Source organism: Pseudorhodobacter sp., assembly GCF_030452865.1.
In the GTDB taxonomy this organism is placed as follows: Bacteria; Pseudomonadota; Alphaproteobacteria; order Rhodobacterales; family Rhodobacteraceae; genus Pseudorhodobacter.
The window spans coordinates 1-1,871 of record NZ_JAKDLJ010000547.1 but is presented as its reverse complement, the minus strand read 5'-3'; the positions used below and the strand labels follow the sequence as shown (position 1 = coordinate 1,871).

The window sequence follows — 1,871 nt, the reverse complement described above, 5'->3', positions numbered from 1 at the left end:
CGTCGATGCTGGAAAAACACCATAAGGTGCAGATTCTCGATGAAGGGATAGAGGCGGCGGTGAACCTGTCCGCCCGCTACATCCCTGCGCGACAATTGCCGGATAAATCGGTGTCGGTGCTGGACACCGCTTCGGCCCGCGTCGCGATCAGCCAATTCGCTGTTCCGGCGGAGGTTGATGACAGCCGTCGCCGCATTTCCGCTTTGGAAACCGAGTTGGAAATTATTGGCCGCGATGAAACCGCAGGGTATGACGTTGACGAACGCCGTATCGCCGTAACCCATGCCAAGGGTGAGGAGGAGACGCGGCTTGCAGGGTTGACCAAACGCTGGGAAGAAGAAAAGGCGGTCGTCGATGAAATCCTCGCCATCCGTGCCAAGCTGCGCGAAGGCGGCGCGCCGGTGGAGGCAACGGAAGCCCCCGCCAGCCCGCTTGATGCAGAAGCGCGCAAGGCTCTGATTGCCGAGTTGAAGGCCAAGAACAAGGCACTGACCGACATGCAGGGCGACAGCCCGTTGATCCTGCCGATTGTCGATGCGCAGGCGGTGGCGACCGTCGTGGGGGATTGGACCGGGATCCCGGTTGGCCGTATGGTCAAGGATGAGATTGAAACCGTGCTGAAGCTGGAGGAACATCTGGCCAAGCGCGTCATCGGCCAGGATCATGCGATGAAGATGATCGCCAAACGCATCCAGACCAGCCGCGCGGGGCTTGATAACCCTTCCAAACCGATCGGAGTTTTCATGTTGGCGGGGACCAGCGGTGTTGGCAAAACCGAAACCGCGCTGGCGCTGGCCGAAGTGCTCTATGGTGGCGAACAGAACCTCATCACCATCAACATGAGCGAGTATCAGGAGGCGCATACTGTCAGCAGCCTGAAAGGCGCGCCCCCCGGCTATGTCGGTTACGGCGAGGGTGGCGTGCTGACGGAAGCCGTGCGGCGCAAACCCTATTCCGTGGTGCTGTTGGATGAGGTCGAAAAGGCCCACCCCGACGTGCATGAGATTTTCTTTCAGGTTTTTGACAAGGGCGCGATGGAGGATGGCGAAGGCCGTTCGATTGATTTCAAGAATTGCCTGATCTTGTTGACCACCAACGCAGGCACCGAAATGATCATGGACCTGTGTGCCGACCCCGATCTGATGCCGGACCCGGACAGCATGGCCAAGGCCTTGCGCGAACCCTTGCTGAAAATCTTCCCGCCTGCGCTGCTCGGGCGTTTGGTCACCATCCCCTATTATCCACTGTCGCCGGACATGATCGGTCAGATCACCCGGCTGCAACTCAACCGCATCAAAAAGCGGGTGCAGGCGGCGCATGGGGTGCCGTTTGAATATACCGATGCGGTGGTGGCCACTATTGTTGATCGGTGTCAGGAGTTGGAAAGCGGTGGCCGAATGATTGATGCCATCGTCACCAACACCATGTTGCCCGACATCTCGGCGGAATTCTTGCGCCGGATGATGACAGGCGGAGAGGTGAACAAGGTCGCGATTGATGTGAAGGAGGGCGAATTCACATATTCGTTCGACTGACGGAATCGCCGTACCAAAAGACGCTTATGGAACGAGACAATGTCCTACTCAGATGAATTCATTGCCAAGCACGGTTCGCCGGGGGAGTCCCTCACCCCGAGCCCACATCTGCTGGATGATCCCCTGGCCGACCTCTTGGCCGATGCCGAGCCGACGGTGGCAGAGGTGGACGACGACCCGCTTGCCGGTCTCTTGGACAATCCAGATATCGACCCTCTGGCGGCGCTTTTGGCCGATTCCGAACCCACTCCAGACGATATCTCTTCCGAAGTGGCGAAGACAGGGATTGGCGGTCTGCTACCGAAGCGGGAGGGCGATGCGCTTGCTGATCTTCTG

Annotated in this window: 2 protein-coding genes; both read left to right on the top strand. The window is 58.9% G+C overall.

What is annotated here, in order from left to right:
* The coding region (locus L0H65_RS19275; RefSeq protein WP_301460805.1) for an AAA family ATPase at positions 1 to 1,535 on the top strand (1,535 nt) is incomplete at its 5' end.
* Positions 1,536 to 1,574: 39 nt separating this feature from the next.
* On the top strand, positions 1,575 to 1,871 hold a 297-nt coding region (locus L0H65_RS19270), incomplete at its 3' end, for a hypothetical protein (RefSeq protein WP_301460804.1).